The 26,677-nt window shown below is 55.3% G+C and carries 23 protein-coding genes and 1 pseudogene; 10 read left to right on the top strand and 14 right to left on the bottom strand.

Annotated features, from left to right (window positions below):
- Positions 1-30: 30 nt before the first annotated feature.
- A pseudogene (locus tag G4551_RS05485) lies at positions 31-1,311 on the bottom strand (autotransporter outer membrane beta-barrel domain-containing protein); the annotation flags it as partial.
- Between the two features lie 508 nt (positions 1,312-1,819).
- Between G4551_RS05485 and hemB the strand changes: the two are divergent.
- On the top strand, positions 1,820-2,794 hold the full coding sequence (hemB, locus tag G4551_RS05480) for a porphobilinogen synthase (protein WP_003838603.1): 975 nt from the start codon (positions 1,820-1,822) through the stop codon (positions 2,792-2,794).
- Between the two features lie 59 nt (positions 2,795-2,853).
- Here the strand turns inward: hemB and tauD are convergent, their stop codons facing one another.
- From tauD to tauA, 4 genes are read right to left on the bottom strand one after another with little or no spacing between them, the layout of a single operon-like run.
- Positions 2,854-3,702, bottom strand: coding sequence for a taurine dioxygenase (gene tauD, locus G4551_RS05475; protein WP_003021417.1), 849 nt, complete (start codon positions 3,700-3,702; stop codon positions 2,854-2,856).
- Positions 3,699-4,529: a taurine ABC transporter permease TauC gene (gene tauC / locus G4551_RS05470; protein WP_003838606.1), complete on the bottom strand. Its 831-nt coding sequence runs from the start codon at positions 4,527-4,529 to the stop codon at positions 3,699-3,701. Before tauC ends, tauD begins: the two co-directional genes overlap by 4 nt.
- A complete protein-coding gene (gene tauB, locus G4551_RS05465; RefSeq protein ID WP_003838608.1) occupies positions 4,526-5,293 on the bottom strand; it encodes a taurine ABC transporter ATP-binding subunit in 768 nt (255 codons plus the stop codon). Before tauB ends, tauC begins: the two co-directional genes overlap by 4 nt.
- 14 nt (positions 5,294-5,307) lie before the next feature.
- Complete coding sequence (tauA, locus tag G4551_RS05460; RefSeq protein WP_003838610.1) at positions 5,308-6,270, bottom strand: taurine ABC transporter substrate-binding protein; 963 nt, start codon at positions 6,268-6,270, stop codon at positions 5,308-5,310.
- A gap of 335 nt (positions 6,271-6,605) precedes the next feature.
- On the opposite strand from tauA, the gene G4551_RS05455 reads away from it, so the two are divergent.
- The 6 genes from G4551_RS05455 (at position 6,606) to fbpC (ending at position 14,400) form a co-directional block, all read left to right on the top strand.
- On the top strand, positions 6,606-7,235 hold the full coding sequence (locus G4551_RS05455) for a response regulator transcription factor (protein WP_003021406.1): 630 nt from the start codon (positions 6,606-6,608) through the stop codon (positions 7,233-7,235).
- Positions 7,235-8,776, top strand: a complete 1,542-nt coding sequence (locus G4551_RS05450; protein WP_003838612.1) for an MASE1 domain-containing sensor histidine kinase — start codon at positions 7,235-7,237, stop codon at positions 8,774-8,776. Before G4551_RS05455 ends, G4551_RS05450 begins: the two co-directional genes overlap by 1 nt.
- Before the next feature lie 85 nt (positions 8,777-8,861).
- Positions 8,862-10,166, top strand: a complete 1,305-nt coding sequence (gene uhpC / locus G4551_RS05445; RefSeq protein WP_003838614.1) for an MFS transporter family glucose-6-phosphate receptor UhpC — start codon at positions 8,862-8,864, stop codon at positions 10,164-10,166.
- Positions 10,163-11,194: an ABC transporter substrate-binding protein gene (locus G4551_RS05440; RefSeq protein ID WP_003021397.1), complete on the top strand. Its 1,032-nt coding sequence runs from the start codon at positions 10,163-10,165 to the stop codon at positions 11,192-11,194. The genes uhpC and G4551_RS05440 overlap by 4 nt, the downstream gene beginning before the upstream one ends.
- A 69-nt stretch (positions 11,195-11,263) precedes the next feature.
- Positions 11,264-13,342 (top strand): ABC transporter permease, encoded by a 2,079-nt coding sequence (locus tag G4551_RS05435; protein ID WP_003838617.1) that lies wholly within the window; start codon positions 11,264-11,266, stop codon positions 13,340-13,342.
- Between the two features lie 11 nt (positions 13,343-13,353).
- Entirely contained in the window at positions 13,354-14,400 is a 1,047-nt protein-coding gene (fbpC, locus tag G4551_RS05430) for a ferric ABC transporter ATP-binding protein (protein ID WP_003838618.1), read from the top strand.
- A 108-nt stretch (positions 14,401-14,508) separates the two neighbouring features.
- Here fbpC and mmuM read toward each other — a convergent pair whose 3' ends face one another.
- The 9 genes from mmuM to G4551_RS05385 form a co-directional block, all read right to left on the bottom strand.
- Positions 14,509-15,444, bottom strand: coding sequence for a homocysteine S-methyltransferase (gene mmuM / locus G4551_RS05425; protein ID WP_003838620.1), 936 nt, complete (start codon positions 15,442-15,444; stop codon positions 14,509-14,511).
- On the bottom strand, positions 15,431-16,834 hold the full coding sequence (mmuP, locus tag G4551_RS05420) for an S-methylmethionine permease (protein WP_003838622.1): 1,404 nt from the start codon (positions 16,832-16,834) through the stop codon (positions 15,431-15,433). Before mmuP ends, mmuM begins: the two co-directional genes overlap by 14 nt.
- A gap of 274 nt (positions 16,835-17,108) precedes the next feature.
- A complete protein-coding gene (mhpT, locus tag G4551_RS05415) occupies positions 17,109-18,323 on the bottom strand; it encodes a 3-(3-hydroxy-phenyl)propionate transporter MhpT (protein ID WP_016149678.1) in 1,215 nt (404 codons plus the stop codon).
- Positions 18,324-18,391: 68 nt separating this feature from the next.
- The gene (mhpE, locus tag G4551_RS05410; RefSeq protein ID WP_003838627.1) at positions 18,392-19,405 is read right to left on the bottom strand and encodes a 4-hydroxy-2-oxovalerate aldolase; all 1,014 of its coding nucleotides are present in this window, start codon (positions 19,403-19,405) and stop codon (positions 18,392-18,394) included.
- Complete coding sequence (gene mhpF / locus G4551_RS05405) at positions 19,402-20,352, bottom strand: acetaldehyde dehydrogenase (RefSeq protein ID WP_003838629.1); 951 nt, start codon at positions 20,350-20,352, stop codon at positions 19,402-19,404. Before mhpF ends, mhpE begins: the two co-directional genes overlap by 4 nt.
- The gene (gene mhpD, locus G4551_RS05400) at positions 20,349-21,158 is read right to left on the bottom strand and encodes a 2-keto-4-pentenoate hydratase (RefSeq protein WP_003838631.1); all 810 of its coding nucleotides are present in this window, start codon (positions 21,156-21,158) and stop codon (positions 20,349-20,351) included. Before mhpD ends, mhpF begins: the two co-directional genes overlap by 4 nt.
- Before the next feature lie 9 nt (positions 21,159-21,167).
- Positions 21,168-22,034, bottom strand: a complete 867-nt coding sequence (mhpC, locus tag G4551_RS05395; RefSeq protein WP_016149676.1) for a 2-hydroxy-6-oxonona-2,4-dienedioate hydrolase — start codon at positions 22,032-22,034, stop codon at positions 21,168-21,170.
- Positions 22,035-22,062: 28 nt separating this feature from the next.
- The gene (gene mhpB, locus G4551_RS05390) at positions 22,063-23,007 is read right to left on the bottom strand and encodes a 2,3-dihydroxyphenylpropionate/2,3-dihydroxicinnamic acid 1,2-dioxygenase (protein ID WP_003838634.1); all 945 of its coding nucleotides are present in this window, start codon (positions 23,005-23,007) and stop codon (positions 22,063-22,065) included.
- A gap of 1 nt (position 23,008) precedes the next feature.
- Positions 23,009-24,673: a bifunctional 3-(3-hydroxy-phenyl)propionate/3-hydroxycinnamic acid hydroxylase gene (locus tag G4551_RS05385; RefSeq protein ID WP_003838638.1), complete on the bottom strand. Its 1,665-nt coding sequence runs from the start codon at positions 24,671-24,673 to the stop codon at positions 23,009-23,011.
- A 191-nt stretch (positions 24,674-24,864) separates the two neighbouring features.
- Here G4551_RS05385 and G4551_RS05380 point away from each other — a divergent pair, with 191 nt between their 5' ends.
- The 3 genes from G4551_RS05380 to G4551_RS05370 all read left to right on the top strand — a co-directional run bounded on the left by G4551_RS05380 (position 24,865) and on the right by G4551_RS05370 (position 26,659).
- On the top strand, positions 24,865-25,677 hold the full coding sequence (locus G4551_RS05380) for a DNA-binding transcriptional regulator (protein WP_003838640.1): 813 nt from the start codon (positions 24,865-24,867) through the stop codon (positions 25,675-25,677).
- A gap of 135 nt (positions 25,678-25,812) precedes the next feature.
- Complete coding sequence (locus G4551_RS05375; RefSeq protein ID WP_003838643.1) at positions 25,813-26,118, top strand: putative quinol monooxygenase; 306 nt, start codon at positions 25,813-25,815, stop codon at positions 26,116-26,118.
- A gap of 19 nt (positions 26,119-26,137) precedes the next feature.
- Positions 26,138-26,659 (top strand): hypothetical protein, encoded by a 522-nt coding sequence (locus G4551_RS05370; protein ID WP_003838645.1) that lies wholly within the window; start codon positions 26,138-26,140, stop codon positions 26,657-26,659.
- Positions 26,660-26,677: the final 18 nt, after the last annotated feature.

Here is a 26,677-nt window from a genome sequence, read left to right as displayed (position 1 = left end):
GGGGTGTACTAATCAACGGGGAGCAGGTCACACAGTCAGAGTATCAACTAATGAATCCCCAACGGTATCCCACTCAGAACCGTTGTTCAGCGCTACGTTGAACACACCGCTCTGGAAGACTTTATTATCAACAACACGTCCCCAACCATTGGCTTCAGCGGTTCCACCCGGAGTCAGGCTATTGGTTGCAACATCAAACATATTTGCTGGGTAGATAGTCTCAGCATCGAAAGTAGCCTGGCCAACCCACTTACTACCATTATCAAGAGTCAGGTTCAGTTCATCGACATTCAGGCTATCGTCAGCCCAACCAAGGTTGGTATCCGCCACACCGTCACCGTTGGAATCATGACCAATAGTGTCAAAATTGGCATTCCAGTTACTGGTAAATGCAACATCACCAATCAGCGTTGAATTGCTGAAGTACACATTGTTTTTCATTGCATAGTCTGAAGAAGAGCTATCGGTGAAAGACAATGCAACATCGCCCGGACCAGTGTAATCACTTGGCTCATTGGAATTACCAAAGAAGGCAGTATTCGATTCCAGAATGGAATCTGAACCAGAAGTTACAGTAGAGTTGTAGACGTTGATGTTGTTATCCCAGGTATGGGATTCCGTCGTATAGGTGTTGTTGTAAGTATTCCCTTGAGACAGAGCAATGCCAGCAACACGTGAGTTGTTGGAAATATTGATATTGCTTTCTACATCAAGATTAACCGCAACACCTTCGCTGGTATCAAACGTTTCATTGGTATATTTAGTCACATCAACAGATAAATAAGAATCGGTGAAATACAACGCTTCATAATCATCATCAATGGTGGAATTAGCAATATTCAGAGTGAAAATATCACCGTCATACCAGTTTCCGTCAACAACGGTAGTGTTGTTAAATTCATATCCACCAAAGCCATTGCCATCAACATCAAAACGATCGTAGTAACCGCTTGGCAACATAGATGTAATTGAACCATGAATAACAGAGTTACTGATATTCAGCTGATTCACTGCGCCATCAGTGTAGTCATGATTCAGATAATAGGTAGAAATCGTGCCGTTAACGGTATCGCCGTTAAAAGACTGATCAAAATCACCAGCCGCATTATTATAGTAAACAAAGCCACTATAATTCACGTAGTTACCATCTACAGTTCCGGCTGCATCCATATTGTCCCAGTTCAGGGCCGTAGTTGGATTGTCGTAGTAGGTCCAGGTATCGTAAGTAGAAGCATTCGCCTGAGAAGTGATTGCCAAAGTGCAGGCTAATGCTAATTGTGATACTACAAGTTTCTTTTTCCAAATGTGCATTTGTCATCCCTCCTCAGGGACGTAATATAGTTGATCCATCAATTATCAATGCAAAGAAAACATTTTATGTTTCGCAGGGACGATTATGCGGTTTCATTAAGGAAAGGTTCAATTATTCTTTGCCCGTTGTCCGAAAACGGACAACGTAATAAATCCAAGTTACGCCATTTAAGAAATATAAAAACCAACACTTTCAATCAATTAAAAGCTAACCAACATTCAAATCATACAATTCACTAATGAATCAGAACGCAAACAAATATATAGATAATAAATAAACAAAATCTATACACCACGCTATAAAAGCAAACACATAGATATTTAAAATAATAAAAAAACAATAAACAAAATAATGAATATGAATAAATTGCTATGCTTGTGAATAAATTGCGCTAATGATTCATCCCTTCGTTACAGGAAATCCAGATATAACGCCAACTTTCGTAAACCACACGCCCTCAGGTTCGGGTATACTACGGCCTTCGATTCCACAAACATCAGGCATACCATGACAGACCTAATCCAACGCCCTCGCCGCCTGCGCAAATCTCCCGCGCTGCGCGCTATGTTTGAAGAGACAACACTCAGCTTAAATGACCTGGTGTTGCCGATCTTTGTTGAAGAAGAACTCGACGATTACAAAGCTATCGACGCCATGCCAGGCGTGATGCGTATTCCAGAGAAACACCTGGCGCGCGAAATTGAACGCATTGCTAATGCTGGCATCCGCTCGGTGATGACTTTCGGCATTTCCCACCATACGGATGACACCGGTAGCGATGCCTGGAAAGAAGACGGCCTGGTGGCGCGCATGTCGCGTATCTGCAAACAGACCGTGCCGGAAATGATCGTCATGTCCGACACCTGCTTCTGCGAATACACCTCACACGGCCACTGCGGCGTGTTATGCGATCACGGCGTGGATAACGATTTAACCCTTACCAACCTCGGCAAGCAGGCGGTGGTTGCCGCCGCAGCGGGTGCGGACTTCATCGCGCCTTCCGCCGCAATGGATGGTCAGGTACAGGCGATTCGCCAGTCGCTGGACGCCGCGGGCTTCACCGATACCGCTATCATGTCCTACTCCACTAAGTTTGCCTCATCTTTTTACGGCCCATTCCGTGAAGCCGCGGGCACCGCGCTGAAAGGCGATCGTAAAACCTATCAGATGAACCCGATGAACCGTCGGGAAGCGATTCGCGAATCGCTGCTGGATGAAGCCCAGGGCGCAGACTGCCTGATGGTCAAACCGGCTGGCGCATACCTCGATATTCTGCGTGATATCCGCGAGCGCACCGAGCTGCCGATTGGCGCTTATCAGGTCAGCGGTGAATACGCGATGATCAAATTCGCGGCGCTGGCGGGGGCTATAGATGAAGAGAAAGTGGTGCTGGAAAGCTTAGGGTCGATCAAACGCGCTGGCGCGGATCTGATCTTCAGCTACTTCGCACTGGATCTGGCTGAGAAAAAAATTCTGCGTTAATAACGCCTAACCGGGCCTACAGGTCGTAGGCCCGGCAAGTGAAGCGTCTCCGGTAATCATCACGCCCGATAAAACGGCTTATCTCCCAGAATCGTTGCCCGATGCATAATGCGCCGCTGCGGCAGATAATCCGCATTCGCATAATGCTGCGTCACGCGATTATCCCAAATCGCCACATCGTTGGGCTGCCAGCGCCAGCGCACCTGAAACTCCGGTTTGGTGATATGCGCGAACAAAAAGCTCAGTAACGCCTCGCTCTCTTTTTCCGTGACATCAACAATTCGCGTGGTAAATCCTTCATTCACGAACAGCGCCTGCTTCCCGCTCACCGGATGCGTGCGCACCACCGGATGCAGCAACGGTGGATGTTTAGCGACGGCCTCCAGCCAGCGCAGGTGCTCCTCTGGGGTCTTGCGATATTTATATTCCTGAAATGATTTACGGAAATCATGCTCTGCCCGCAGGCCACTCAGCAACTGACGGAACGGCTCAGACAATGCTTCATAAGCGGCAATCCCACTGGTCCACAGAGTGTCGCCCCCGGTTGATGGCAGCTCTTTCGCCGCTAAAATCGCCCCGGCAGGCGGCGTGTCGATAAAGGTGACATCGGTGTGCCAGTTGTCGTTATCCGGCGGATTATCGTTATGGGTATCCAGCACGATAATTTCTTCTACTCCTTCGGCATGCGGATAGACCGGGTGAATATGCAGATCGCCAAAACGCAGCGCCAGCGCCCGCTGTTGTTGCGGCGTAATCACCTGCTCGCGCAGAAACACCACCTGGTGGCGCAATACCGCGTGATAAAGCTGTTCAAACTGATTATCGCTCAGCGGACGCGCCAAATCCGCACCGGAAATTTGTGCGCCAATATACGGCCCCAGCGGGGTTATGCTCAGACGTTCACTCATTGTACTTCTCCATGCCAGGGCGTCAGGCGGCGCTGAAGCGCGCGCAGACCCAGTTCTAAAATAAACGCGATAACGGCAATCACCGCGATCCCCGCCAGCACCACATCCGTTGCCAGAAACTCACCGGCAGACTGGACCATAAATCCTAAGCCTCGCGTGGCGGCAATCAGCTCTGCCGCCACCAGCGTCGACCAGCCCACCCCAAGTCCGATCCGTAATCCGGTGAGGATCTCAGGTAATGCCCCCGGCAAAATAACAAACCACAGCACCTGCGCACGGCGGGCTCCCAGCGATTGCGCGGCGCGCACTCTCACCTGCTGCGCACTTTTCACTCCCGCCAGCGCCGACATCGCTACAGGGGCAAAAATCGCCAGATAGATAAGCAAGATCTTGGACGTTTCGCCAATGCCAAACCAAATGACCATCAGCGGCAGATAGGCCAGGGGCGGAACCGGACGATACAGCTCAATGATCGGATCGAGAATGCCGCGCATCGTCGGACTCAGCCCCATAGCGATTCCAACCGGAACGCCCAGCAGCACCGCCGCCAGCAGCGCGATAACAATACGTGTCAGACTCGCCGCCAGATGCTGCCACAGCGTGGCGTCCATAAATCCCTGCGGACCGGCAATAACGATCAGCTTTTGTAAAACCTGTCCCGGTGGCGGTAAAAACAGCGGACTGACTAACTGCAGCGCCGCCACCGTCCACCACAACGCCAAAATGACGGCCAACGTACCAAGGCTTAAGGTAATCTGCCGCGAGAACGGCCAGCGCCAGTTGAGCGCGCGCTGGCGACGGGGTTTATCATTAATCACCACGCTCATGAAAATGCCTCCCGTTGTTCAAAGACTCGACCTAACACGTACTCGCGCATGGCGATAAACTGCGGATCGGACTTAATGCTGCGACTCGACTCTCCAGCCACAAAGCGACGGGCGAAATTCAGCGGCAGACGCTCCAGTACCCGGCCTGGGCCTGGCGACAGCAATACCAGCTCTGTCGCCATAAACACCGCTTCTTCAATATCGTGCGTAATCAACAGCACCTGTTTGCCAGTCTCATGCCACAGCTTCAGCAGCAGGGTTTGCATCTGCTCACGAGTAAAGGCGTCGAGCGCGCCAAAAGGTTCATCCAGCAACAACAACTGTGGATTGGCCGCCAGCGCCCGCGCAATGCCGACGCGCTGCCGCTGTCCACCGGAAAGCTGCCAGATAAAGCGTTTGCCCGCGTCCTCCAGCCCGACTTTCTGCAACATCTCCAGGGCAATACGCTGACGCTGTGGTTTATCCACCCCCGCCAGCTGCAGACCAAAAGCCACGTTGTCCTGCACGTTACGCCAGGGCAGCAGACCTTCATTCTGGAACACGACCCCGCGATCTGCCCCCGGACCATCAACCCTGTTACCCGCCAGCGTGATGCTGCCATGCTGATACGGCACAAATCCGGCAATCAGATTTAACAATGTGGTTTTCCCGCAACCGGAAGGTCCGAGTACCACCAGCAGCTCACCGCTATCGAGCGTCAGGTTGATATCCTCCAGCGCCGGTTTTCCACCGTAGCTGGCGGCAAGATGAGAGATTTGCAGCATCAGCGCCTCCTTATTTATTGCACGAAGCGATCGGTCACATACTGGCTGTAATCCGTCGCAACAGCGGGGACTTTGCCCTGCTCTTTGAGGAACTGCGCGGTGTCGATAATGGCTTTGTTCACCGGTCCGGTCAGTTCGGCAGTCTGCTGTTGCGGCGTCAGGTAAGTGTTACCTTTCACCAGTCCCGGCACATCCGCTTCCGGCACGCCGCTTAAACGCGACAATTTGCTGATATTCTCCGGCTGCTTCAGCCACTCATCGGGATTAGCGATATAAGGTTGCTGCGCATCGATAGCGCTTTTGGCAAAGGCTTTCACCACCTCAGGATGCTTCTCTGCAAAATCTTTGCGTACCACCCACACGTCCAGCGTCGGTGCGCCCCACTCACCAACCTGCGATGAGTCGGTTAACACCTTGCCGTCTTTTTCCAGTGCATTGACCGCAGGAGCCCAGACGTACGCGCCGTCAATATCCCCGCGCTGCCATGCGGCAATAATCGCAGGTGGTTGCAGGTTCACAATCTCCACCTGACCGGGTTTAATCCCCCAGTGTTTCAACGCCGCCAGCAGGCTGTAATGGGTAGTGGAGATAAACGGCACCGCAATGCGTTTGCCAATCAAATCTTGCGGTTTACTGATGTTTTTCTTCACCACTAGTGCCTCTGAGTTACCAAGCTTTGACGCCAGCAGAAAAACTTCAATGGGTACTTGCTGACTGGCGGCGACCGCCAGCGGGCTGGAGCCAAGATTACCGATCTGCACGTCGCCGGAGGCCAGCGCCCGGACGATGCTCGCGCCGCTGTCGAATTTGCGCCAGTCAACGGTAGCGCCGCTCTCTTTGGCAAAAGTATTATCCGCCTGCGCCACTTTGGCGGGTTCGGCGGAGGTCTGATAAGCGACGGTGACGTTCACCGCCTGCGCCTGAAATGCGATGAATGCCAGTGCACCGAGAAGTGCGTTACGCGATGAAATAGCCATGATTGTCTGCTCCCCTGTCTTGTTATGGAGGCAGTATTTCGTTGCGGCACAATTTGATAAAGGAATTAAAAATTCTGGCTAAGAACAAAGCGTTTTTAGAAAAAAAGCGGCAATAGTTAGCGATTTTGCTCATTACAGATGGAATTCGTAGGCCTGATAAGCGCAGCGCCATCAGGCACTATTGCCGGATGGCGGCGCAAGCGCCTTATCCGCCCTACAACACCCGGCAAATTATTGCGATTTTGTTACATTCGTTACATAACTACACCTGGATGATTGCCAGCGCGGCGCTGACCGGCATCATAGACGCCATTATCAGGCAAGAGAGTAAAATCATGATTCATGTTGTGCTGGTGGATGACCATGTGGTGGTGCGTTCCGGCTTTGCGCAATTACTCAGTCTCGAAGACGATCTCAACGTTACCGGTCAGTACAGCAGCGCAGCGGAGGCCTGGCCTGCACTTCTGCATGATGACGTCAACGTTGCGGTGATGGATATCGCCATGCCGGATGAAAATGGTCTGAGCCTGTTAAAACGACTGCGGGCACAGAAGCCCGGTTTTCGCGCCATCATTCTCAGCATCTATGACTCACCCACGTTTGTGCAAAGTGCGCTGGATGCCGGCGCCAGTGGCTACCTGACCAAACGCTGCGGACCAGAGGAGCTGGTGCAGGCGGTACGATCGGTCGGTATGGGCGGGCATTACCTGTGCGCCGATGCGCTGCGGGCGCTACGCGGCGGCGAACAGCCCGCGCAGGTACTGGAAGTACTGACCCCACGCGAGCGCGAAGTGTTTGAGCTGTTGGTCAAAGGCGACAGCGTAAAAGAGATCGCCTTCAAGCTCGACCTCAGCCACAAGACGGTACACGTTCATCGGGCGAACGTGCTGGGCAAACTGCAATGCCACAGCACCATCGATCTGGTGCATTTTGCCCTCGACCACCAGCTATTAACGGGGCATTAATGTCGCGTAGCCTTCGGCATTGGGTTATTTCTCTGTTTATTCTGCTGGCCTGGGGATCGGGCTGGTTGATGCTGTGGACGCTGGGGTTTTACCTGACCCACAACGGCCAGCAGGCGGCGCTGTTCCTGCCACACGGCGTCTATCTCGCGCTGCTCATCCTGCTTTCTCGCCGTTACTGGCCCGCGCTGGTATTGCCGCCGGTGCTGATGTTGTTCTGGCTGCACAGTGAGCAATTATTGAATGGCTATATCCTGCTGGCTGCGCCGTTAATTAGCCTGATTCCGGCGAGCATCGGCCAGTCATACTGGCACCGCTTCCCCCTTTACTGGCAGCGCTTAACGCTGCTGCTGGCCGCGGTGACGCTCACCTCATTGCTCAATACCGCCCTGCTTTCACCGTTTATCCAAAGTCCGGCAACGTTAATTGGCCTGGCGTCATTTACCGGCGGCGTGCTGCTGACGCCGTTTGTCTATCTGATCTATGAATTTCTGCGCCAGCAGCACCGCTATCATTTGCTCGGATTGGATACCACCAATCCCCCGCTGCGCACCTCGCTTATCATCTGGTGCAGCCTGTTTTTTATTATTGGCATCGGCACCCAGATGGTGTTGTCGCCGGAGATCGAGCGCCTGTTGCTGATCGTGGTGTTCTTACCGAACGTGGTGATGGCGTGGAAATTTGGCTGGCAGGGCGGCGTGTTGTCCGGATTGCTCGGCAGTATGATGATCACCATCGCCCGGCAAATCGGCGTCGGGTTCAGTAATTTACTGGAGCTGGAGATTTTCCTCGCCACCCAGGCGCTGCTCGGCATAGGGCTGGGGATCGCCATCAGCCGCCAGCAGCATCTGGCGCAAAACCTGCACCATTATCGCCAGCGTCTGGAAACTGAACTGGCGGCGCGTCGCGCGCTGACCGAACAGCTGATCCGCACCGAAGAAAACACGCGCAAAAGCCTGGCGCGGGAACTGCACGACGAGATTGGTCAGAACATCACCGCCATTCAAATTCAATCACAACTGGTCAAACGCGCACCGGGTCGCGAGCAAACGCTTGAGGCGGCAAATCAGATCAACGACCTGGCCCGGCGCATTCACCACTCCACCCGCCAGCTACTGCGCCAGCTGCGCCCACCCGCGCTCGATGAACTGTCTTTTAAAGATGCACTACATCATCTGGTGAATGAATTTGCTTTTGCTGAACGGGGTATTCGCTGCCGCTTTGATTATCAGCTAGAGAATACGCCAGAAAACGAAACGGTGCGCTTCACGCTGTATCGCCTGTTGCAGGAGTTACTCAATAACGTCTGTAAACATGCCGATGCCAGCGATGTGTCGATTACGCTGCGCCAGCAGGAACAGCGCTTGTTTCTGGACGTCGCTGACAACGGCGTGGGTATTCTGCCGGAAAAAATTCCCGGTTTCGGTATCCAGGGAATGCGTGAGCGGGTCAGCGCTCTTGGCGGCGAACTGACGCTCGAATCAAACGGTGGCACGCGGGTAATTGTTAACCTGCCCACAAATTTGCAACAAATCAGCCGCTAACCAGGAAAAAGTCTTAGCCACTCTGGACTTTCTCTCATCCTCTTTTGCTTTCACTTTCCTATAGTCAGCACAAACGGAGACAGCCATGCACGCACGCCCAGCCAGCGAAACAGACCAACAATACCGGGCGCTACGCCCTCGGCTGCTGATGTGTATGGTCATTGGTTACGCAGCGTTTTATCTGACGCGCAAAAGCGTTAACTACGTCCTCCCGGCGCTACAAACGGACCTCGGTCTGGATAAAGGCGATATCGGTCTGTTGGGGTCGCTGTTTTACCTGACCTATGGTCTGTCGAAATTTACCGCCGGCCTGTGGCACGACAGCCACGGACAACGCGCGTTTATGGGCATTGGCCTTTTCGCCACCGGTGTTTTGAATGTGCTGTTCGCCTTTGGTGAATCGCTGACGCTGCTGCTGGTGGTCTGGACGCTGAACGGTTTTTTCCAGGGTTGGGGCTGGCCGCCCTGCGCCCGACTACTGACCCACTGGTACTCGCGCAACGAACGCGGATTCTGGTGGGGCTGCTGGAATATGTCGATCAACATTGGTGGGGCAGTTATCCCGCTGATTAGCGCCTTTGCCGCCCACTGGTGGGGCTGGCAGGCAGCGATGCTGGCACCGGGGATTATCAGCATGGCGTTAGGCATTTGGCTCACTCTGCAACTGAAAGGCACGCCCCAGGAAGAGGGATTACCGACGGTTGGGGAATGGCGGCATGACCCGCTGGAGCTGCGTCAGGAACAGCAAAGTCCGCCGATGGGGCTGTGGCAAATGTTACGTACCACCATGCTGAAAAACCCGATGATCTGGCTGCTCGGCGTGTCGTATGTATTGGTCTATTTGATCCGCATTGCGCTCAACGACTGGGGCAACATCTGGCTGACGGAAAGCCACGGCGTGAATCTGCTCAGCGCCAATGCCACGGTGATGCTGTTTGAAGTTGGCGGTTTGCTGGGGGCGCTATTTGCCGGATGGGGATCGGATCTGCTGTTCAGCGGTCAGCGTGCGCCGATGATTTTGCTGTTCACGCTGGGGCTGATGGTATCCGTCGCCGCGCTGTGGCTGGCGCCGGTGCACCACTACGCGCTACTGGCAATGTGTTTCTTTACGGTGGGCTTTTTTGTGTTTGGCCCACAGATGCTGATTGGCCTCGCGGCAGTGGAGTGCGGACACAAAGCGGCAGCAGGTTCAATTACCGGTTTTCTCGGGCTGTTCGCCTATCTGGGGGCCGCGCTGGCGGGTTGGCCGCTGTCGCTGGTCATAGAACACTACGGCTGGTCGGGAATGTTCAGTTTGCTCTCGGTCGCCGCTGTCTTTATGGGTTTATTGCTGATGCCACTGCTCATTGCAGGCATTACCCCTTCTCTCAGTCAAAGGATAAAACAATGAAACTGACGCTTACCTCTACACTAATTGCCTCCGCTCTGACGCTGGCAGCCTTCAGCAATGCAGCTCAGGCGCAGGGCCGTCTGGTGGTGTATTGCAGCGCCACTAACGAGATGTGCGAAACCGAAACCAAAGCCTTCGGTGAAAAATATGATGTGAAAACCTCATTCATTCGCAACGGCTCGGGCAGTACGCTGGCGAAAGTGGATGCCGAGAAGAAAAATCCGCAGGCGGATGTCTGGTACGGCGGTACGCTGGATCCGCAGTCCCAGGCCGGGGAAATGGGCCTGCTGCAGCCGTATAAATCACCCAATCTCGAACAGATCATGGAGAAATTCCGCGATCCCGCGAAGGTGAAAGGCAATCTCTCCTCGGCGGTTTACGTCGGTATTCTGGGCTTTGGCGTCAATACCCAGCGCCTGAAAGAGAAAAACCTGCCGGTGCCAAAATGCTGGAAGGATCTGACCAAACCGGAATACAAAGGTGAAATCCAGATTGCTGACCCGCAAAGCTCCGGTACCGCCTATACCGCGCTGGCGACTTTTGCCCAGCTGTGGGGTGAAGATCAGGCCTTTGACTACCTGAAACAGCTCAACGCCAACGTCTCTCAATACACTAAATCAGGCATTGCCCCAGCGCGTAACGCCGCCCGTGGCGAAACGGCGATTGGCATTGGCTTCCTGCACGACTACTCGCTGGAAAAAGAACAGGGCGCACCGCTGGAGCTAATTTCACCGTGCGAAGGTACTGGCTATGAGATCGGCGGCGTTAGCATTCTGAAAGGCGCGCGCAACCTCGATAACGCCAAACTGTTCGTTGACTGGGTACTGTCAAAAGATGCCCAGGAACTGGCGTGGAAGAAAGGTAAGTCCTATCAGATCCTGACCAACACCACCGCCGAGACGTCTCCTAACTCGCTGAAGCTCGACGACCTGAAACTTATCAATTACGACATGGATAAGTACGGCTCGACCGACGTGCGTAAAGCGTTGATCAATAAGTGGGTCAGCGAAGTGAAGATGGGTAAATAAGCCTACATCGGCGATCATTTGCCGGGTGCGGCGTAAATACCGCATCCGGCCTGGAATACCGGAACCGCTATGTCACACACACTTGCACTCCATCCCGTGAAAAAACGGGATGCGATATTTCTTTGGGTTTTGCTTGGCTGGCTGGCGTTTGCCCTGTTGCCAAGCTGGAGCCTGGACTACGGTCTGCTGGAGTCGACAGGCGAGGAAATACTCGCCGCCTACGGCTGGTCACAGTTCAATATCAGTTGGTTATGGTATCTGCTGCCGAGCCTGCTACTGGTGCGTCCGTTCCATGAGGCCAGGCGCGAACAGCGCGGCCGCCATTATCTTGATGCGGGCTGGGCTTTTTTCTGTATGGCGTTTATCGTCGCCAGCGCGACTCTTGAGGGGCGTGGCTTAGGCTATGCCACCATTGTGTTGTTTGTGGCACTTGGCGCGATCATGACCCTGGCGCTCACCCGTCTGGAATGGCTGGGCGGCGACCGTTTCGTCATCGGTTCGCTCACCGCGATTGTCGCGCTAATCGGTATTTTTATCGTCTGGCCGAGTATCGCTATTTTTATTCCGATGTTCACCAACGACGCCGGGGAATTTGCCCCGCTGGCGTTTATGAATGTGCTGTCGCAGGCACATATCATTCAGGTGATCCTCAACTCGATTATGCTGTCGATTGCCGTCGGCATCGGCTGTACCTTCTTTGGTCTGGTACTGGCTATCTATACCACCCGGATCGCCAGACGCAGCGCCATAATCGGACGTATCTTCTCGATTTTGCCGATCGTCACCCCGCCGTTTGTCGTGGGTTTAGGCGTCACGCTGATGATGGGACGCTCCGGCTACATCACCGAATTTATGGTCGAATGGTTTGGCTTAACCAACACCAACTGGCTGTACGGTTTTACCGGCATCTGGCTGGCGCAGGTGCTGGCCTTCACTCCGATGGCGTTTATGATCCTCGACGGAGCAATTAAAACCATTCATCCGTCGCTGGAAGAAGCGTCATACACCCTGCGTGCCAGCCGCTGGCAGACCTTTAACGGCGTGTTTGTCCCGCTGCTGAAACCAGCGCTGGCGAACGCCTTTTTGATTGTGGTTGTGCAGTCGCTGGCTGACTTTAGTAACCCGCTGGTGCTCGGCGGTAACTTCGACGTGCTGGCAACGCAAATCTACTTCTACATCACCGGTTCGCAGCTCGACTACCAGGCCGCCAGTACGCTGGGTGCCTTCCTGCTGCTGTTCTCACTGCTGGTGTTCTGCGTGCAATATATGTGGATTGGTAAACGCTCATACGTCACCGTTTCCGGTAAATCCTACCGGGGCGACGTGCAACCGTTACCTGTGACGTTGGTATGGAGCGTGGTCGCGCTGCTGGCGGTGTGGATTGCCTTTAACGCCCTGTTGTACGGCAGCATTTTCTACGGCAGTTTCACCGTTAACTGGGGCGTGGACTACACCCTGACGTTAGCGAACTTTACCAAACTGTTCGGTCAGGGGATGAGCGACGGCGCATGGCCTTCACTGCTCGACACCCTGCTCTACGCCGGTATTGCCGCGCCGATCACCGCCATCTTCGGTCTGCTGATCGCCTGGGTAGTCGTGCGCCAACAGTTTAAGGGCAAGAAGACCATCGAGTTCACCACCATGCTGTGCTTTGCCGTTCCAGGCACCGTCGCGGGCGTATCGTACATTCTGGCCTTTAACAGCGCCCCGGTGTACCTCACTGGTACGGCGGCGATTGTCATTATCTCGATGGTAATGCGTAACGTCCCGGTCGGCATTCGCGCGGGTATCGCGGGCTTAGGCCAGATCGATAAATCACTGGATGAAGCCTCGCTCAGCCTGCGCGCCGGTTCGCTGCGTACCATTACGCATATCCTGCTGCCGCTGCTACGCCCGGCGATCCTTTCGGCGCTGATTTACAGCTTTGTGCGCGCCATTACCACCGTCAGCGCCATTGTGTTCCTCGTCACGCCGGATACCCGCGTAGCGACGGCCTACATCCTTAACCGAGTGGAAGACGGCGAATACGGTGTGGCGATTGCCTACGGTTCCATTCTGATCGTGGTGATGCTGGCGATTATTTTCATCTTTGACTGGCTGATCGGTGAATCACGTACCTCCCGTTCAAAAGCCAAAAACCAGGCGTAATGGAGCGCACTATGACTCAGAAAAATTTCGTTGAACTGCGCAACGTCACCAAACGATTTGGCAGTAATACGGTAATTGACAATATCAACCTCACCATCCCGCAGGGGCAAATGGTGACGCTGCTCGGCCCGTCCGGTTGTGGTAAAACCACCATTTTGCGCCTGGTCGCCGGGCTGGAAAAACCGAGCGAAGGGCAGATTTTCATTGATGGCGAAGACGTCACCCATCGCTCAATTCAGCAGCGTGATATCTGTATGGTGTTTCAGTCCTATGCCCTGTTCCCGCATATGTCGCTGGGAGAGAACGTTGGTTATGGCCTGAAGATGCTCGGCGTGTCCCGCGCTGAGGTGAAAGCCCGTGTCAAAGAAGCACTGGCGATGGTCGATCTGGAAGGATTCGAAGAACGCTATGTTGATCAGATCTCCGGCGGTCAGCAGCAGCGCGTAGCGCTGGCCCGCGCATTGATCCTCAAGCCGAAAGTGCTGCTGTTTGATGAGCCGTTGAGTAACCTCGACGCCAACCTGCGTCGCAGCATGCGCGACAAGATCCGCGAACTGCAAAAGCAGTTTGATATCACCTCGCTGTACGTCACCCACGATCAAAGCGAAGCCTTTGCGGTTTCCGATACCGTGCTGGTGATGAACAAGGGACACATCATGCAGATCGGTTCACCACAGGATCTTTACCGCCAGCCCGCCTCGCGCTTTATGGCAAGTTTTATGGGTGACGCCAACCTGTTCCCGGCCACCTTCAGTGACCAATACGTTGATATCTACGGTTACCACCTGCCGCGCCCGCTGCACTTTGATACGCAAGGCGAAGGCATGGTCGGCGTGCGCCCGGAAGCGATCACGCTCAGCGATCGCGGCGAAGAGAGTCAGCGCTGCGTGATCCGCCACGTGGCCTATATGGGCCCCCAGTATGAAGTCACGGTGGAATGGCACGGGCAGGAGATCTTATTGCAGGTCAACGCTACGCGTTTACAGCCGGACGTCGGCGAGCAGTATTATCTCGAAATCCATCCGTACGGCATGTTTGTTCTGGCGGATGCAGCATAACGTTTTGTGGCTTTGTAGGCCGGATAAGGCGCTTATGCCACCATCCGGCAATGCCTGATGCGCTGCGCTTATCAGGCCTACAGTGAACGATGTAGGCCCGATAAACTCTCAGCTTCGCGCTTTTAGCGCGGCAATATCTTTCGGCGTGGTGCGACAGCACCCGCCAATCAACCGTGCGCCAGCGGCCTGCCACTGCGGCAGATAATCCGCCAGATGCGCACAATGCTCACCGTGATGATGCCAGGTTTTGCTCACGGCATCATACTGCTCGCCCGAGTTCGGATACACCACCAGCGGCAGCGCCGTTAAACCGTGTAAATGCTGCAACGCAGCGGTGGTGTTTTCCAGCGCAATGCAGTTAATACCTAGCGCCACCACCTGCGGATAACCCGCCGCCAGCAACGCAACCACGTCACGCAGCGGCGTACCGTCGCTCAGGTGCTCGCTGTCGCGCAGGGTAAATGAGAACCACGCCCGCGCACGCGGATATGCAGTCAATAACTCAGCCAGCGCGCTAATTTCGGCAAAATTTGGCAGGGTTTCACAGGCCAGAAGATCGGCCCCGGCATCCAGCAAGGCTTCCACGCGCGGGCGGTGAAACGCCTGAAACTCTTCAGCGCTACGTTGGTAATCACCACGGTATTCAGAACCATCCGCCAGATACGCGCCGTAAGGCCCGACCGATCCTGCTACCAGCAGCGTACCCGCCTGCGGGTTCTCGGCCAGATACGCTTCACGGGCTTTACGCGCCAGCTCCACGCTTTTGCCAATCAGCGCTTTCGACTGCGCTTCATCCAGATCTCGCGCGGCAAAGCCCGCCGGCGTCGCCTGATAGCTAGCGGTGATCGCGCATTGCGCCCCCGCCCGGTAGTAATCGAGATGGACTTCGCGGATAAGCTCCGGATTTTCGACCAGCACTTTGGCTGACCACAGGCTATCGGCTAAATTACAGCCACGCGCTTCCAGCTCCGTCGCCATCGCACCATCGAGCAACAGGAAATCCTGTTTATCGAGGATGGCGCTTAACGGATTATTCTGCGACATGTTCGGACTCCTGTTTGGCTTTACGCGGTTGAGTAAGGAAATAAGCACCATAACACACTGCCACAAACGGTAACCCGCACCACAGCGCAATTCTCTGCGCTGGATCGAATGCCAGCCCGACACAAGCCACCAGACACAGCACAAATCCCAGTACCGGCACCAGCGGATACCACGGCGCGCGATAATGCAATTCACTCAATGCCTTACCCTGCTGCAGATGACGGCGGCGAAAGACGAAGTGTGAAGCACAAATGCTCAGCCACACCGCCACCACCGCAAATCCGGAGATTGCCGACAGCGCGACAAATACCGTATCCGGGGCCACCACGCTGGAAAACAGCGCCAGCACACCACCGAGCATACTGACCGACAGCGCCGTCAGCGGCACGCCATTTTTCGTTACTCGCGCAAAACAGGCCGGTAGCGTACGTTCATTTGACAGCGACCACAGCATGCGCCCGGAGGCATACAGCCCGGAGTTCGCCGCGGATAGAATAGCCGTCAGGATCACGAAGTTAAAAATATCGGCGGCGTAAGGAATCCCCACCTTCTCAAACACCAGCACAAACGGGCTTTTCTCCACGCCCGCCTGCTGCATCGGGATCAGCGCCGCCAGCACAAACACGGTGCCGATAAAGAAAATAATCAGTCGCGCGATAGTGGTACGAATCGCTACCGGAATGACCTTGCGCGGGTTTTCTGTTTCTCCGGCGGCAATACCGATAAGCTCGGTTCCCGAAAAAGCAAAATTCACCGCCACCATCGTCATCAGGATCGGTAAGCCACCGTGTGGGAACCAGCCTTCCGCCGTGATATTACTCAGTCCAGGCGCGGGCGAGCCATCCTGCATCGGGATAAAACCAAAAATCGCCGCCCCGCCGAGGATGATAAAGGCGATGATAGTGACCACTTTTACCAGCGAGAACCAGAACTCCCCTTCGGCAAAAAAGCGCGTGGAGATGACGTTCAGGCCAAAAATAATCGCGCAGAACACCACACACCAGACCCAAACCGGCACCTGTGGAAACCAGTACTGCATACAGAATCCGGCGGCGGTAAAACTCGAACCCAGCGCTACAGTCCAGGTCAGCCAGTAGAGCCAGGCCACGGTATATCCCGTTGCGGGGCCGAGATAACGCGCAGCATAGACGTGAAACGCCCCGGTCTCCGGCATCGCGACCGACAGCTCGCCCAAACACTGCATAACCAACCAGACCACCAGCGCGCCAATCAGATAAGCCAGCAGCGTTCCCGCCGCCCCGGTGGTGGAGATGATGTACCCGGTATTGAAGAATAACCCTGTCCCAATCACGCCGCCTAAGGAGAGCATTATCAGGTGACGCGTTTTCATTGTGCGCTTCAGTGGCGCATTTTGTTGTGTTGTTTGCATGTAACCTTCTAAACGTATGGACATCTAAACATCCAAAGAAGGTTTGTTATACCGCGTTTGTTAACAGAATGCAAAGTCAACCCTGCACCAGGCGCAGATGCCCGCGCCGGGCGCTTAATATCGGGTGGGGATTAATAATCAAATACAAAAAGGGCCGCCAGCTCATAACGCCTCCGTTGCCAGGCTTTATGTAAACTCTGGCAACGTCCTCACCGACTGGCGTTCACCCGGAAGTGGGAACCGTATCTCCCTGCTCATACTACCGAATGAGCGCTTAAGCACCGCTGGCAGGGATCGGCATCTGCGATTTGCGGCTCATCAGAATAAATACCGCCAGCCCTGCCAGCAATATCCCCGGCGCAGAAGCCGCCATCACCCCTACCGTTCCGGTGCCGAGCGCTAACATTTTTCCTGCCAGCAACGGACCACTCATCGCGCCCAGACGCCCGACGGCGACGGCGGTTCCCACGCCGGTGGCGCGGATCTGCGTGCTGTAAAACAACGGTGCCAGCGCATACAACACGCTTTGCCCACCGGTGGCAAACATCCCCGCCACAAATCCCGCCATCAGCATGCCGCTCAATGACGATACCGTGCCCAGCGCCAGCAGTGAAGCCAACATCCCGGTGTAGATCAGCAGCGACATGATCACCGGACGCAGTTTGTCCATCAACGCCCCGAGAATTAACGTCCCGCTGGCCGCGCCGATTTGCAGAGCAAACATCACTCCTGCTGCCTGCGAGGGCTGAAAGCCCTGCTCGACCAGCAGCATCGGCAGCCAGTTGATCAGCATATACACCACCAGCAGGGTGAAGAAATAGCACAGCCACAGCAGCAGCGTGGCTGTCGCGGTGGTTGGTGCAAACAGGGCGCGCAGCGGCGCGGCAGCCACCTGCGTTTGTTGGGTATACACCTGTGATTCCGGCAGCCAGCGCATTAACAGCGGAACCAGCAGCAGAGGGATCACCCCGCCGACCCAGAACACGGTTTGCCAGGCAGAGGCCAGACCGCTAAACCCGAGCGCTGCCGCCAGCGCCGCGCCAATCGGCACACCGCAATACATCAGGCTCACCGCCGTCCCACGAAAACGCGGGCCCGCCGCCTCAGAAGTCAGCGCGATCAGGTTCGGCAACGCCGCACCCAACCCAACACCGGTCATCAGGCGAGCAAACACCAGCGATGAGAAATCCCAGGATATCGCTGTTGCCAGTGAGAACAGGCCGAACAGCGCCACGGAGGCAATAAGAATGCGTTTGCGGCCATAGCGATCGGCCAGCATGCCGCCCACCAGCGCGCCGGGCAGCAGCCCAAGAATGCCCGCGCTGAAGATCCAGCCCATCTGCATTTTATCCAATGCAAACGCATGGGCGATACCGACGGCAGCGATCCCGGCGGCCTGTAAATCCAGCCCTTCCATCAGGGCGACTAAAAAACACAGCCCGACGGTCAACGTCAGGCGGGATGAGGATGCGGGGGTACGGGTAGTCATAAGATGTACCTCTGAGGTCACGATGCAGGTGAATCGCGGCTGATACGTTGCCAACCGCGTAATCATTTTTATTTTCTGTTGCGCAGATCCAACGCCACGTCGACGATCATATCTTCCTGGCCGCCCACCATCCGGCGTTTGCCCAGTTCAACCAGAATATCTACCGCGCTCAGGCCATAACGCGCCGCCGCCACTTCGCAGTGGCGCAGGAAGCTGGAGTACACGCCGGCATAGCCCAGCGCCAGCGTTTCGCGGTCCACCCGCACCGGGCGGTCCTGCAGCGGACGCACCAGATCGTCGGCGGCGTCCATCAGCGCATACAGATCGGTGCCGTGCTGCCAGCCAAGCTTATCCGCCGCGGCGATAAACACCTCCAGCGGCGCGTTGCCTGCGCCTGCGCCCATACCGGCCAGGCTGGCATCGATACGATCACAACCCTCTTCTACCGCAGCAATCGAGTTCGCCACGCCAAGGCTCAGGTTGTGGTGGGCGTGCATCCCGGTTTCTGTTTCCGGCTTCAGCACCGTTTTCAGGGCGCGGAAGCGGTCACGGATATCAGACATGTTCATCGCCCCGCCTGAATCGACCACATAGATACAGGTCGCACCGTAGTTTTCCATCAGTTTCGCCTGCTGTGCGAGGTTTTCCGGCGTGGTCATATGACTCATCATCAGAAAGCCGACGGTGTCCATGCCCAGTTCACGCGCATACTGAATATGCTGGGCCGACACGTCCGCTTCGGTGCAGTGGGTCGCCACACGCACAACGCGCGCCCCAGCCTGATACGCATTTTTCAGGTCATGAATCGTGCCAATGCCCGGCAACAGCAGCGTGGCGATCTTGGCGTGCTTGACCACGTCCGCCGCCGCTTCAATCCACTCCAGGTCGCTGTGCGCGCCAAAGCCATAGTTAAAACTGGAACCCTGCAGACCGTCGCCGTGCGCCACCTCAATGGAATCCACCCTCGCGTCGTCCAGCGCTTTGGCAATCTGGCGCACGTTTTCCAGCGAATATTGATGACGAATGGCGTGCATGCCGTCGCGCAGGGTCACGTCAGAGATATAGAGTTTTTTACCGTTCATGCTGCTTCTCCTGCCTGACGAGTGAGTGACTGCGCCATTTTCTCAGCGGTCGCCAGCGCGCTGGAGGTCATAATGTCGAGGTTGCCCGCATAGGCAGGTAAATAGTGCGCCGCGCCTTCCACTTCCAGATACACCGCGGTTTTCAGCCCGGAGAACTGGCCGATGCCCGGCAGATTGACCGGTTTATCCTGCGGGATGACTTCAAACTGGACACGCTGTTTCAGACGATAGCCCGGCACGTACGCCTGCACCGCCGCCGCCATCTCATTAATCGATGCTTCAACTTCAACCTCAGAGGCCGCTTCGCTCAGCACATACACCGTGTCGCGCATCATCAGCGGCGGCTCGGCTGGATTAAGGACGATAATCGCTTTACCTTTTGCCGCGCCGCCAACCACTTCAATCGCCTTCGAGGTGGTTTCGGTAAACTCATCGATATTAGCGCGCGTGCCTGGACCCGCAGATTTACTGGCTATCGAGGCGATAATTTCGGCGTAATGCACTTTTGCCACGCGAGAAACTGCCGCCACCATCGGGATAGTCGCCTGCCCGCCGCAGGTCACCATATTAACGTTCTGCTGATCAACGTTGGCCTCCAGATTCACCACAGGCACGCAGTACGGGCCGATTGCCGCGGGCGTCAGGTCGATCAGGCGGATCGCTGGTTTAACGGCGCGCAGCGCGGCGTCGTTCTTCACATGCGCGCCTGCGCTGGTGGCATCAAAAACAATGTCGATGTCGGCGAATTCCGGCATGGCGATAAGCCCTGTCACCCCTTCATGGGTGGTGGCAACGCCCATGCGTCGGGCACGCGCCAGACCATCAGAATCTGGATCGATACCGACCATCACCGCCATTTCCAGATGCTTCCCGTGACGCAGAATTTTTATCATCAAATCGGTACCGATGTTGCCGGAGCCGATAATGGCGACTTTACGCTTACTCATGACTGACTTCCTCTTGTAACCGCCGCTGAAAAAGTGGCGGCAACTGAACCAATACCGTCGATATGGGCCTCGAAACGATCGCCCGCATTCACCGCCACCATCGGGCCTAACGCTCCGGTGAGAATGATATCTCCGGCACGTAGCGGCTCGCCGAGGCTGGCCATTTTGCGCGCCAGCCAGACGGCGGCGTTGATCGGATGTCCCAGGCATTCGCTGCCGCGTCCGCTGGAAACCTCTTCGTTGTTGCGCGTCATTTTCATCGCGCAGTTTTTCAGATCTAATCCTGCCGGACGCTGTGCCGGGCCGCCGACCACATACACCCCGCAGGAGGCGTTATCCGCCACGGTATCAACAAACTTGATTGACCAGTCACGGATACGGCTGCCGACCACTTCCAGCGCGGGCAGCACCCACTCGATGGCGTTATACAGCTCGTCAAAGGTAGTGTCGGCATTGGGCAGATCGCGGTTCAGCACCAGCGCGATTTCCGCTTCAATACGCGGTTGCAGCACGCGCTCAAACGCAATGTTGTCGTTATCGCCGTAGCACATGTCGGCAAACAGCGTACCGAAGTCCGGCTGATCGACGCCAAGCTGCTGCTGCACTTTCGGGTGTGTCAGCCCTACTTTGCGCCCGACCACGCGACGCCCGCGCGCCACTTCATACTGCACGTTGATGCGTTGAATGGCGTAGGCCGCTTCGCCGTTGTCCACACCAATCAATTCACGCAGTGGGGCGATAGCTTCCCCTTTTTCTTCAGCCTGACGTAAATCGGCGGCCAACTGCTCAAGATTATGATTCGTCATGTCCGTTCCTTAAGGGCGTGCGAGGAAGTTCAGCACCAGTTGGTTAAAGGCATCCGCATGCTCCCACTGCGCCCAGTGTCCGCAGTCGCGGTAGATATGCAGCTCAGAACCGGCAATTCCGGAGAGCAGGCGCAGACCGGCATCCATCGGCACAAAGCGGTCATTGCGTCCCCAGACAATCAGGGTCTGGGCTTTGATTTCACCCAGACGCGGGCTGAAATCCGGGAACTGTTTCGGGTTGGCCTCCAGACTCTGGACAAAGTTTTCCAGGTGATCGCGACGCGACAGCATGTTATTCAGGCGTGCCTCAAACAATGCCTCGGTCAGGTCGCTGGTGTCGAAGACAAAGATCTCCATCATCAGCTTCAGGTTCTCGATGGTCGGCTCGCGGTACAGCTGATTCAGGCGCTTGATACCTTCGGTCGGCATCGGGGTAAACAGACTCATGCCGCCCGTTCCGCCGCCCATTAACACCAGTTTGCCCACGCGCTCCGGCCAGCTCAGGGTAAACGCGACAGCACTGTGACCGCCCATCGAGTTACCCAGCAAGTGGACTGTTTGAATATCCAATTGATCGACAACGCTTTTCAGGATGCGAGCGTTGAGATCAGATCGCGAACCGCGGTTAACGATCCCATCGCTTTTGCCCCAGCCAGGACAATCCAGCAGGATCACCCGGTATCCGGCCTGTACCAGCGGATCAATATTGCGGCTGAAGTTTGCCCAGCCCGTCGCGCCAGGACCGGAGCCGTGCAGCAGCACGACGGTCTCTTCACCCTGTCCACAGTCATTGAAATGCACGCGTAGTGTTTCGCCTGCTTCCTGCACCTCCAGAAAACGACTGGTAGCGGCTTCGGTTTGCGGTTGGTAAGTCATGATGTTCTCCTGCATATTCAGTTCTGTTTCAGTTCTGTGTGGTAGCGCTCAGGGAGCCGAATCCGGCGATCCACTCCGGGATCGGGCGGTAATAACGGCCTTCACTACGCCAGCTACCAAAGGCAGAAATGGCGGCAAAGGCGGCAACCCAGGTTTTAACTTCGTGCGTTGATTTGCCCGCCATCACGGACAGCTCTTCGTTACTGACCGCGTCCAGCTCCTGCAAACGCCCCTGCTCAAGCAGGCTCATAAAGCGGTTATCCCAGACAGGGTTCAGCGGATGCAGCGTGTTTTGATCGGCCACGAACTTCTCGGCGGCGCTGATCACCCGCTGCTGGCGCAGCTCGCGCTCGTTTTCAGGTAACTGTTTGCCGCTGCCGAGCAGGCGGTCACGCATATGGGCATCAGCCTTCGCCAGCTCCGGGACCGGCGGTTGATGCGATAGACCACCGGAGCCTAAAAACAGCACGCGCTTATTCAGCGAGCTGGCGAAACGGCCAATCGCTTCACCGAGCATGCGGGTACGCTGAAAGCCCGGCAGCGGCGTGGCGACGCCGTTAATAAACACCGGCAACACCGGCACCTTATCCAGACCGCCGAGCAAAAACTCCAGCGGCTGCGCGAAGCCGTGATCGACCTGCATGTTGTAGGACACGGCAAGATCGATGCCGCTTTTCATCACCGCGTGGGCGCAGGCTTCAGCGAGATCTGTCGGCACCGGCAGTTCCCCCGCCGCGCTGCCGAAATCACCGATCGCCGTGGCTCTCACGCCTAAACAGAACGGCGGCATCACATCGTAAAAAAAACCGTTGTAGTGATCGGGGGCAAACAGCACTACAAGTTCCGGGTCGAACGCCGCAATACGCGCCCGGGCGCTGGCGATCACGCCGTTAACCTCGTCAAGCACAGCCTGAGCCGGGTCGACATAGCCCACCAGCGGCGAGTGGGAAAGACAGTGAAGATAAGCGTGCATATCAGGCCACCTTTTCAACAGGAATATCGGCAGTAGCGCGGGTAAGTGTCATCACCGACGCCAGTTTATTCAGGGTACTACCCAGGGTTTGCGGAATGGCGATGGCGGCCACGAAGCGGTCCGGGCGCATTACCACCAGCGCGGCGTTGTGCTGGGCAAACCACGCGCGCAGGCGGTTTTGCGTATCACCAATGCGGGTAACGCCGTCGTGGTTATCCTGATCGGTATGTATCTGCGTATCCGGCACGACCTGGATAAAACGCGTCCCCAGCGCCTGCCACTGTTGGATCTGCGCCTCGTTCATGCCCCATAGCGGGTTACAGCCCCAGCCAATCACCGCGAAATTCGGTCCAATAACGTTGTCGAGCAGCGTCACTTCGCCCGATTCCAGCGTCACCTTCGGCTGGATAAACATCTTGCCGACCGGAGACGTTCTCGCGTCACCCTCACACACCAGTGCTCCAACATGGTATTGCGGCATCGGCTTAAAGCGCATTTCGAGGAAGTAGCGTTTGACCGGCGGAATATAATTCAGCAGCCAGGAAACCCCGTCGCGCACCGCGCCGTGCCAGCGTTTTGGCGGCGCCAGCACGTTGCCAGCGGTCACGGAGAGATCGATCATCGCTTTGGCGTGGTCGCGGCGTTCCTGCTGGTAGGTATCCAGCAGCTCATCACCGGCTTTGCCCTTAATGACCAGCGCCAGTTTCCACGCCAGATTGAAAGCATCGCGCATGCCGCTGTTGTACCCCTGCCCCTGCCAGACCGGCATAATGTGCGCCGCATCGCCCGCCAGCAGCACGCGGTCAATGCGAAAACGTTCGGCCAGACGGGCGTTATGGGTATACACGCGCTGGCGGATCAGTTCGACGTTGTCCGGGTTCGGCAGCACTTTGCTCAAAAGCTGACGCATATTCTGCGGTTCACTGAGCTGCGCTTCGGTTTCCCCCGGCATCACCATAAATTCAAAGCGACGCACCGCGTGCGGCAGCGCAGCGGAGACATACGGGCGCACCGGATCGCAGCACAGATACACATGCGGTGTGCTGAGCGGATCGTTGGCGATATCCACCACAATCCACTGATTCGGCGCGGTTTTGCCTTCAAACGGCACATTCAGCGAGCGTCTGACGTTACTGCCGCCGCCGTCGCAGGCCACCAGCCACTGGGCCTTCACCGTTTCACGTTGACCGTCCGGCGTTTTCAGATTCAGCGTCACTTCGCCGTTTTGCTGGCTGAAGGCCTCCAGTTCGCGGGAGAACAGGCAGCGCACGTTGGGAAAACGCGACAGCCCTTCCAACATCACCGCATCCACCTGTGGTTGAATAAACGCATTGCGGCGCGACCAGCCAAATTCGTCGGTCATCGGCTGGATATCAGCAAAGCAGCGGCCTTTCGGCGTGAGAAAGCGCATCGCGTGCCACGGCGTGGTGTGCGGCAAAACGCGCTCGACCAGCCCCACAGACTGCATGGTGCGCAACGCTTCATCGTCAATGCCAATGGCTCGGGGATAGTCGATCAGCGTGTCGAGCTTCTCCACTACCAATACCTCAATGCCCATCTGGCCAAGATAGTTGGCCATCATTAGCCCCACCGGGCCGGCACCGGCAATCGCCACCTGCACGGTGTGCTGCACAGCGGGTTGGATATCCGGGTTTTTTGTTGTCATTTCAGAACCTCACGACTCGGACAAAACGCAATTGCGGACCCTGGTGAGGCGCAACTTGTTTTGTTAAAAATATGTGAATAATTTTTTGTTGTGCGGTCAGTATAGGAGTGAGTTTTTGCGCTACAATCAAAACATGCCTGGATGTGCACTAAGTGCACAACGTTGTTTTACCTGTAGATTTGTCAATGAATATGAAAAATGACGAGAGCACTGAGTACAAAACCGTACGCGGATTAACGCGCGGATTAATGTTATTAAATATGTTAAACCGGCTCGATGGTGGGGCCAGTGTTGGCTTACTTGCTGAGTTAAGCGGCCTGCATCGCACCACGGTCAGACGGCTGCTGGAAACCCTGCAAGATGAGGGTTACGTTCGGCGCAGCCTGTCCGATGACAGCTTTCGCTTAACCATTAAAGTCCGCCAGCTCAGCGAGGGATTTCGTGACGAGCAGTGGATTTCCGCACTCGCCGCCCCGCTGCTGGGGGATTTGCTGCGCGAGGTCATCTGGCCGACCGACGTTTCCACGCTGGATGTGGACGCGATGGTGGTACGTGAAACAACCCACCGCTTCAGCCGCCTGTCGTTTCACCGGGCGATGGTCGGGCGTCGTTTGCCATTGCTGAAAACCGCATCCGGCCTGACCTGGCTGGCATTCTGTCCGGAGAATGAACGTCAGGAACTGATTGAAATGCTGGCCTCCCGACCAGGAGAAGAGTTCCAGCTTGCGCGCGAACCGCTGAAGCTCAATGCCATTTTAACCCGGGCGCGAAAAGACGGTTTTGGCCAGAACTTTCGCGGCTGGGATCAGGAGGAGAAAATCGCTTCTATCGCTGTCCCCATCCGTAGCGAACAGCGGGTGATCGGCTGCCTGAATCTGGTGTATATGGCCAGTGCCATGACCATCGAACAGGCGGCAGAAAAGCACCTTCCGGCCTTACAAAAGGTGGCGAAACAGATAGAGGACGGCGTCGAGTCGCAGGAGATTTTGGTGGCCGGGAGGTGAAGTGGATCACAGTTATGCGGATCATCTGATTGATAGCTGGCATAATTCACTAACCGGCCGATATAACTTTGTGACGTCTTGCCCAAATGATATCTACATTACATAGTGTGAATTGTTTATTTGCCAGGAGGCTGCGTGTTAAAGGTCATTGCCGAAGATTTCATCAAACCTGAGTTTATTGAAACCGTTCTCCCGTTGTATCGTGAGCTAATATCGGCAACGAAGAAAGAACCGCATTGTATTGCTTACGACCTCTATATTGATGAAAAAGATCCGGGTCATTTTATTTTTATCGAAGAATGGCCAAACCATGCGGCTCTCGATGAACATTGTGCCAGTGAGCATTTCCGACGACTTGTACCGTTAATTGATCAATACACGCGACAGGAAGCACGTTACATATTGATGGATGGCGTGGTAAATCCAACGGTCACATCATAATTAAGAAATAGGATAGGTAATGAAGAAAGTACTTGGTTTACTATTAATTATGTTTTTAACAGGATGCTCCACGCCAGGCAAACCAGCCTTTTACTACCCCTGGACACAGTACAAAACGGGCATCGATATTCAGCTGCCAAAAGATCCTAAATATAATGATGCTTTCCATGGGACTTTACGCCTCGACGACGATGGCGATTATGCAATGATCGTTATTTATAACGGCGGTAATGTGGTTACCCAATTCGGCTATGTCACGAAAAGCAATCTTGAAAACTGGATCACACTTTATTCTGGCTTCTTAAAATGGGATCCAAATGATTCAGGTGTAACAACAACGTTCACCATTCCTGATACAGGCTCAACGTTTAACAAAGAATACGATGTTGAGTATCGTGTTGTTCAGAGCAAAAAGCTCTTTGTCATTAATAAACATAGCTCCGGTACTTGGTTTATCGACTTCTCAGAGATATCGATGGACGAGGCAAATGTGCAGAAAGCACTGGATGTCTATGAAGGATTACGAGGCAAGCTTAAGTAGCCAGATGCTGAACCTGGT

Origin of the sequence: Citrobacter freundii ATCC 8090 = MTCC 1658 = NBRC 12681 (assembly GCF_011064845.1) — a bacterium.
Taxonomy (GTDB): Bacteria; Pseudomonadota; Gammaproteobacteria; order Enterobacterales; family Enterobacteriaceae; genus Citrobacter; species Citrobacter freundii.
The sequence above is the reverse complement of the archived record's forward strand: the minus strand, read 5'-3'. Positions and strand labels throughout refer to the sequence as shown.